Origin of the sequence: Actinophytocola sp. (assembly GCF_050699915.1) — a bacterium.
In the GTDB taxonomy this organism is placed as follows: Bacteria; Actinomycetota; Actinomycetes; order Mycobacteriales; family Pseudonocardiaceae; genus Actinophytocola.
On the sequence record NZ_JBOHGA010000266.1, the window covers coordinates 1 to 7,718 of the forward strand.

Sequence of the window (7,718 nt, forward strand, 5' to 3'; positions counted from 1 at the left end):
TCCGCCACCGGGCCCAGCGCCGCGGCGAGCGCCGCCTCGGCACCCGGCTCGACGGTCAGCAGCGCGGCCACCGAGCCGAGCAGGCCCGGCATCCGGTCACCCGCGGCGAGCAGCGCGCCGGCGCCGTCCTTGCGGGACAGGCCGAGCGAGAGCGCGTCGACGCGAGCCTGCCACGACGCGATGTCCTTCTCCGCCGTGCGCTCGGCGGCCACCAGCTCGTCGACCCGGGCCTGCGCGGCCTGCTGTGCGGCCTTGGCCTGCTCGAACCGGTCGGCCAGGCCCGCGTCGTCGGCGTCCTCGACGCCCGACTCGGCCTGCGCCTCGGCCAGCTCGACCGCGGCGTCCTCGGCCCGCTCGGTGGCCTCCGTCAGCGTCGTGGACAGCCGCTCGATCTCCTCGGCCGTGGCGCCGGTCTTGCTGCGCAGGGCGTCGACCTGACCGGAGAGCCGGGCGAGGCCCTCGCGCCGGTCGGCGACCGCACGCACGGCGGCCAGGTGTGCCTGCTCGGCGGCCTGCACGGCCTGCTCGAGCTCGGTCCGGCGCTCCGCGGCCTCGCCCAGTGCGCCGCGGGCCACCTCGACCCGCTCGGCGTGCTCGGCCTCGCGGATCGCGGTCTCCTCGGCCTCCGCGTCCAGCTCCTCCGGGTCCCGGCCGCCGCGCGGCGCCTCGACCTCGGCGGACAGGTGGCGCTCGCGCTCGACGGCCAGCCGCACGGTGCCGCGCAGCCGCTCCTCCAGCGCGGAGAGCCGGTACCAGGTCTCCTGCGCGGACGCGAGCCGCGGCGCGTCGACCGCGAGCTGGTCCTCCAGTGCGGTCTGCTTCGCGTCGGCTACCTCGAGTGCCTGCTCGACGTCGTGCCGGCGGGCGCGCGCGGCCTGCTCGTCGGCCTGTTCCCTGGCGATGTCGGTCCGCTGCCTGACCAGGTCGTCGGCGTGCAGCCGCAGCCGCGCGTCACGCAGCTCGGCCTGGACGGCCTGAGCCTTGCGGGCGATCTCGGCCTGCTTGCCGAGCGGCTTGAGCTGGCGGCGCAGCTCGCTGGTGAGGTCGGTGAGCCGGGTGAGGTTGGCCTGCATCGCGTCGAGCTTGCGAAGCGCCTTCTCCTTGCGCTTGCGGTGCTTGAGGACGCCGGCCGCCTCCTCGATGAAGGCGCGGTGCTCCTCGGGCTTGGCCTCGAGGATCTGGGCGAGCTGGCCCTGACCGACGATCACGTGCATCTCGCGGCCGATGCCGGAGTCGGAGAGCAGCTCCTGGACGTCCATCAGCCGGCAGGTGTTGCCGTTGATCTCGTACTCGCTCGCGCCGTCGCGGAACATCCGGCGAGTGATCGACACCTCGGTGTAGTCGATCGGCAGCGCGCCGTCGGAGTTGTCGATAGTGAGGCTGACCTCGGCACGGCCGAGCGGGGCGCGGCTGGCGGTGCCGGCGAAGATGACGTCCTCCATCTTGCCGCCGCGCAGGTCCTTCGCGCCCTGGGTGCCCATGACCCACCGCAGCGCGTCCAGCACGTTGGACTTGCCCGAACCGTTGGGTCCGACGACGCAGGTGATACCCGGTTCGAAGCGCAACGTGGTGGCCGACGCGAAAGACTTGAACCCCTTGAGCGTCAGGCTCTTCAAATGCACGAGACGCGTACCTCTCAGACAACCGTGAAGCGCGGTCTGTCCATCGAGGGTACCTGTGGGGTCCGCGCAACCGTGGGATGACGGGTGCGTGGCGGCGGAGTGAACGCGTGCTATCGGCCCTGCGCGGGGATGGTCAGCGCGACCGTGCGGTCGTCCAGCCGCAGCTCGAGTTTCTCGATCTTGCTGCGCTGGAACGAGGTGCTCGCCGGGATCTCCGCGGCGTAGTCGTGGTCGGTCCCCCACCACCCGGCGACCTCCTGGTTGCCGTAGTGGTCGTAGACGACCATGTAGCACTGCCGACCAGGGGGCATGCCGTGGATCTTGACCTGGATCTCGGTCCCCCACTCATGATCGACCAGCCGCGCGTCGGCGCTCGCGGCACCGTCCGGCGTGGTGGCCCGCCAGGTGATGCCGGGCGCCTGCGCCGGGGTCGAGTCCGGCTGCACGGCCTGCCAGCCGAGGACGCCTCCGATCGCGATGACGAGGACGACCGCGGCGGCGGCCGCGACCTTCCAGTAGCGGCGCCCGCGTGACGCGGTCGCCGGCGTGTCGGGCGTGTTGGGCGTGTCGCGGCCACCCGGGCCGCGCGGCGGCGGGGGCACATCGAACGCGGGACCCGGGCCGCGCGGGGCGGGCACCGGCCCGCCGAACTCCGGCGGGAAGCGCTCGCCGGCGGGGCCGGGCCGGAAGAGCTCCGGGTGCAGGAGCTCGGGCACGCTGGTCTCCGGGCGCATGAGCTGCGTGGACAGCGGCAGGCCCGGCACCGGGGCGGTCGGGTGGGCCTCCTCGAGCGTGGTCGGCGGCAGACCGTCGGAGAAGTCGTCCAGCGAGATCTGGTTGAGCATGCCGGGCAGTGGGGCGAGCCGGACCAGTTCGGCCCGGCAGGTGTCGCAGCCGCTGAGGTGCGCCTCGAACTCGAAACGCTCCATCGGGTCGAGCGCGCCGAGCAGGTAGGCACCGAGGGTGACGGTGTTCGCGCAGGTCATGGCTCGGTCACCCCCCGCTCCTCGAGCGCGTCGCGCAGCGCCCGCAGCGCGTAGAAGGTGCGCGACTTGACCGTGCCGGGCGGCACCCCGAGCGCGGCCGCGGCCTCGGCGATGGTGCGGCGGCGGAAGAACAGCTCGCCGATCACCGCGCGGTGGTCCTTCGACAGGCCGCGCATCACCTCCGCGACCTGCCAGCCCTGCAGCACGCGGTCGAAGTCGTCGGTCTGCTTGGCCCAGTCCCGCTCCATGATCGGCACCTCGTCGACCCGGGCGCCCTGCCTGCGGAAACCGGACACCACGAGGTTGCGGGCGACCGTGTAGAGCCACGGGCCCGCCGCGTCGGCGGTCAGGTTGTTGGCGTTTCGCCACGCCCGCAGCAGGGTCTCCTGCACGATGTCCTCGGCGTACTGGTGGTCCCCGCCGACCGCCCGCAGCACGTATCCGTACAGCGGCCGTCGATAACGGCTGTAGAGCTCGCGGAGGAGCTCGTCCTCCTGGCCCGGGGTGTTCCCCACATCAAAGTCATACGCCGAAAGCGTTCTACCGGTTCAAATCCCAGGTGGATCTACCTGCGACTCACCGAATCGGCGCAACGTCTCGGCCCGCCGCTGACTCAGCGTTGACTCGACGTTCGCCTCACCGTTCGACGAAGCCCGCGAGGTTCCCCTTGGCGGCGGTCCACCGGTCCACGACGAGCTCGACGGTGCCGGGCGCGCCGCCGGACCGGAGCAGCTCCAGAAGGCGGTCGCAGGACTCCCTGGCACCCTCCGCGACCACCTCGACGCGACCGTCGGCGAGGTTGCGCGCGTAGCCGCGCAGGCCCAGCTCGCAGGCGCGGGCGCGGGTCCACCACCGGAACCCGACGCCCTGCACGCGGCCGTGAACCCATGCTGTCAAGCGGGCCGCCGAGTCATCTAAGGTGTCCACGGACGGTGACTACCTCGATCCGGTGTGTGCAATCGGTGACGGTGATATGTTACCCAGCTGTAATACTCCGTCTGGAGCAACGGCGGACGAGCCGAGGAGGTTGGCCCTGCATGTCGGAGCCAGATGACGAGCTGACTCCCTTACCGGACAACCCAGAGGAGAAGTCGAGGCTCTCCCGCTCGCCGTACGTCTCGCTCGGGGTCGCCGCGCTCGTGGTCTCGACGGTGTTCGCCACCGTCGCCGCGCTGGCCAGTACCCGCGACGACTCTGCGGCGCCGGCGCCGCAGAGCGAGGACAAGGTCGAGACCACCACGGCGGAGACATATACCACCGACCCGACCGCCACGTCCGCGCCCGGCAGCTCCTCGAAGAAGCCCACCAAGCGCGGCGACTCGTCGACCGCGTCGTCGACGTCGGAGGACGACGAGACGACCACCGAGGACGAGGAGACGACGACCGGCGGCGGGGAGACCACGACGACCCCGGGTCAGACGACCACCCGGCCGCCGACCACCCAGCCGCCGGTCAACAAGGCGCCCGTCGCGGGCTTCGACTTCACCTGCACCAACCTCGCCTGTGACTTCGACGGCGCGAACTCGTCGGACCCGGACGGCAGCATCGCCTCGTACAGCTGGAGCTTCGGCGCCTCGAGCGAGACCGCGTCGCACACGTTCGACGAGGCCGGCACCTTCGAGGTGACGCTCACGGTCACCGACGACAAAGGCAAGACGGACACCGAGACGAAGTCCGTCACGGTGACCGCACCGACTACTACCTCGGGTAACTAACCCGGCCTTCATAAGATCACCCAATAGTGGTACGTTGCCGAACCGTGACATCGGCACACAGACGGAGACCTGTGCTCCCCGCCCTCGCGGCGGCGCTGCTCGGTGTGATCACCGCCGGTGGCGCGACACTGATCTCCAACTTCGACGGGTCGGGCGTGTCCGACGACGCCCAGGTGGCGTTGTCCGCTGCCGACGCGGACGACCCTCAGGGCGGCCTGGAGCGCCCCGGGAACCGGATGGGCACCGACTCTCCGAACCCCGGTGACCAGGACTCCGAGAAGTCGGAGAAGTCGAGCGAGGGGTCGCCCGAGTCCAGCGACGGCACCAACCAGCCGAGCCCCTCGGGGTCGTCCGACCAGACGTCGTCCGAGGAGACCGTGCCGACGACTCCGGACCTGCCGCAGAGCGAGATCGAGGACGATGTCGTCGCCCTGGCCAACGCGGAGCGGGCCAAGGTCGGCTGCGAGCCGCTGCGGACCGATCCGATGCTGGCCCAGGCGGCGCAGGACCACAGCGGCGATATGGCCGAACGTGACTACTTCGATCACACCACGCCGGAAGGACTGACTTTCGCCGAGCGGATCGTCAACGCCGGCTACCCCACTCCCGGTGCCGAGAACATCGCGCGCGGTCAGCAGGACGCCGCGGACGTCATGCAGAGCTGGATGGACTCCGACGGTCACCGAGCCAACATCCAGAACTGCGACCTGAAGTCGATCGGCGTCGGCCTGGACGAGAACGGCATGTTCTGGACCCAGGACTTCGGCTATTGAGCTAGTCCGCCTCCCCGAAATTCCAAGTGTTGGTCGCGTTCCAGCTGACGCGCACGTGGGCAGGTTGATGGTGGCTGGGTGCCGTCACGTTCCCCTGAGGTTGCGTTGGGTGGCGCCGGACTTCCGCACATCGAGTCCTGAGCTCAGCGCCTATGGTTCGAAGCGGTAACCCATGCCCGCCTCGGTCAGCAGGTGGCGCGGGCGGGACGGCTGGGGCTCCAGCTTTCGGCGCAGCTGCGCGAGGTACACCCGCAGGTAGTGCGTCTCCGACGCGTACGCCGGCCCCCACACCTCCTGCAGCAGCTGCTTCTGCGCCACCAACTTGCCCTTGTTGCGCACCAGGAGCTCCAGCACGCCCCACTCGGTCGGCGTCAGGTGCACCTCGGCGCCGTCGCGCAGCACCTTCTTCGCCGCGAGGTCGACGGTGAACGCGTCGGTCTCCACGACCGCCTCCTCGCCGCCGGGCACCGCCGCCGACGCCCGACGCACCGCGGCCCGCAGCCGGGCCAGGAGCTCGTCCATGCCGAAGGGCTTGGTCACATAGTCGTCGGCGCCGGCGTCGAGCGCGGCCACCTTGTCGCCCGACTCGGCTCGCGCGGACAGCACGATGATCGGCACCGCGGTCCAACCGCGCAGCCCCTCGATCACGGTCGAGCCGTCGATGTCCGGCAAGCCGAGGTCGAGCACCACGACGTCGGGCCGCACCGCGGCCGCGACCCGCAGCGCCTCCCGCCCGTCCGCGGCGATCGCCACCTCGTAGCCGCGCGCGGTGAGGTTGATCCGCAGCGTCCGGACGATCTGCGGCTCGTCGTCGACCACGAGCACCCGGGTCACGGTTGCGGTCACAGCCCCTGCCCCTCACCATCGGCCGGCAGCGAGATCACCACGGTGAGCCCGCCGCCCGGCGTGTCCTCCGTCCGAATCGTGCCACCCATCGCGTCGGTGAACCCCTTGGCCACCGACATGCCGAGCCCGACGCCGCTCGAGGTGTCGCCGAGCCGCTGGAACGGCGAGAACTCCGCGCCGTCCCCGGCGCGGCCCTTCGGCAGCCCGCGACCGTGGTCGACGACCCGCAGTTCCACCCGGTCCCCGTGCGCGCTCGCCCGCACCGCGATCGCCGGCTCGCCCGGCGCGACCGGGCGGTCCGGCCGGCCGTGCCGCAGCGCGTTGTCGACCACGTTCGCGACCACCCGCTCCAGCAGGCCGGAGTCGGCGCGCACCGCCGGCAGCGCCTCGTCCACGTCCACCGCGACCTCGGCCCAACCGTCCACACCGGACAGCGCGCGGGCCACGATCTCGTCGTAGGTAACGGCTCGCAGCCGCGGGCGGACCGCGCCGGTGGCGAGCCGCGAGGAGTCGAGCAGGTTGCCGATCAGCCCGGAGAGCCGGTCGGCCGACTCCTCGATGGTCGCCAGCAGCTCCGCCGAGTCCTCTTCGGACAGACGAAGGTCGGGCGCGCGCAGGCTGCCGACCGCGGCCTTGATCGACGTGAGCGGCGTGCGCAGGTCGTGCCCGACGGCCGAGAGCAGCGCGGTGCGCAGCTCGGTGGTCTCCGCGTGCCGTTTGGCATCGGCCGCCTCGCGCCGCATCCGCTGATGGCGCAGGGCGAGCAGCGCCTGACCCGCCGCGGTCTCCAACACTCCCCGGGCCTGCGCCGGCAGCGCCCGTCCGCGCAGCGCCAGGTGCACGTCCGGCGTGACCGGCACGTCGACATCCGCCTCGTCCGGCTGGTCGCACGGCTCCGGCCCGACGAACGCCACCCGCTCCCAGCCCGCCCCGTTGTCACCCGCGCGCCGCTCCAGCAGCGCCACGGACGTGAGCCCGAAGTTCTCCCGCACCTTCTCCAGCAGCCGGTCCACCGGGTCCGGGTCGGCGAGCACGGTCCGCGCGTAGGAGGACAGCAGCGACGCCTCGGTCCGCGCCTGTGCCGCCTGGACCGTGCGCCGGGCAGCGCGGTCCACCACGATCGCCACGAGCACGGCGACGACGACCATGGCGGCCACCAGGACCACGTTCTCAGTGTCCGCGACGCGCAGCGTGTGGACGGGCTCGGTGAAGAAGTAGTTCAGCAGGCCGCCGGAGAGCAGCGCCGCGAGCACGGCCGGCGCCAGTCCCCCGGCGAGCGCCACGAGCACGACCACCAGGAGGTAACCGACCACGTCGGTGGAGACGCCGACGCCGTCGCCCAGCAGCACGCCGACGACGGTGACCAGCGCCGGACCGACCACCGCGAACGCCAGTGCCAGCAGCCGCCGAGCCCCGCGCAGGGGGCTGTGCGCGAGCCCGAACCGCCACCCTCGCCGCGTCTCCGAGTGGGTGATCATGTGCACGTCGATCGACCCCGACCGCTGCACGACGGTGGCGCCGATGCCCTCGTCGAACACGCGCGCGAAGCGGGCGCGCCGCGAGGTGCCGAGGACGAGCTGGGTGGCGTTCGCGCCGCGGGCGAAGTCCAGCAGCGCGGTCGGCACGTCGTCGCCGATCACCGTGTGGAAGGACGCGCCGAGGTCGTCGGCGAGGCGGCGCATCTCGGTGACCGCCCGCGGGCCGACGCCGGCGAGCCCGTCGCCGCGCAGGACGTGCAGCACCAGCAGCTCGGCGCCGGCGCGGGCGGCGATGCGC

8 protein-coding genes are annotated in these 7,718 nt (G+C 72.1%); 2 read left to right on the forward strand and 6 right to left on the reverse strand.

Annotation, left to right across the window (positions count from 1 at the left end; all coding sequences use genetic code 11):
- From ACRDSK_RS29590 to ACRDSK_RS29605, 4 genes are all read right to left on the reverse strand, one after another.
- Nucleotides 1–1,622 (reverse strand): chromosome segregation SMC family protein (locus ACRDSK_RS29590; protein WP_431444649.1); only part of this gene is annotated, 1,622 nt, incomplete at its 3' end.
- Nucleotides 1,623–1,732: 110 nt separating this feature from the next.
- Complete coding sequence (locus ACRDSK_RS29595) at nucleotides 1,733–2,608, reverse strand: anti-sigma factor family protein (RefSeq protein WP_431444650.1); 876 nt, start codon at nucleotides 2,606–2,608, stop codon at nucleotides 1,733–1,735.
- Entirely contained in the window at nucleotides 2,605–3,123 is a 519-nt protein-coding gene (locus tag ACRDSK_RS29600; protein WP_431444651.1) for a sigma-70 family RNA polymerase sigma factor, read from the reverse strand. Before ACRDSK_RS29600 ends, ACRDSK_RS29595 begins: the two co-directional genes overlap by 4 nt.
- A gap of 121 nt (nucleotides 3,124–3,244) precedes the next feature.
- Complete coding sequence (locus ACRDSK_RS29605; protein ID WP_431444652.1) at nucleotides 3,245–3,535, reverse strand: acylphosphatase; 291 nt, start codon at nucleotides 3,533–3,535, stop codon at nucleotides 3,245–3,247.
- A 110-nt stretch (nucleotides 3,536–3,645) separates the two neighbouring features.
- Here ACRDSK_RS29605 and ACRDSK_RS29610 point away from each other — a divergent pair, with 110 nt between their 5' ends.
- Nucleotides 3,646–4,323, forward strand: a complete 678-nt coding sequence (locus tag ACRDSK_RS29610; protein WP_431444653.1) for a PKD domain-containing protein — start codon at nucleotides 3,646–3,648, stop codon at nucleotides 4,321–4,323.
- Between the two features lie 71 nt (nucleotides 4,324–4,394).
- Nucleotides 4,395–5,096, forward strand: a complete 702-nt coding sequence (locus ACRDSK_RS29615; protein WP_431444654.1) for a CAP domain-containing protein — start codon at nucleotides 4,395–4,397, stop codon at nucleotides 5,094–5,096.
- Between the two features lie 150 nt (nucleotides 5,097–5,246).
- Here the strand turns inward: ACRDSK_RS29615 and ACRDSK_RS29620 are convergent, their stop codons facing one another.
- Together ACRDSK_RS29620 and ACRDSK_RS29625 are read right to left on the reverse strand one after the other, a co-directional pair.
- Nucleotides 5,247–5,930, reverse strand: a complete 684-nt coding sequence (locus ACRDSK_RS29620) for a response regulator (RefSeq protein ID WP_431444656.1) — start codon at nucleotides 5,928–5,930, stop codon at nucleotides 5,247–5,249.
- Nucleotides 5,931–5,938: 8 nt separating this feature from the next.
- Nucleotides 5,939–7,718: DUF4118 domain-containing protein (locus ACRDSK_RS29625; protein WP_431444655.1), on the reverse strand; the 1,780-nt coding region annotated here is incomplete at its 5' end.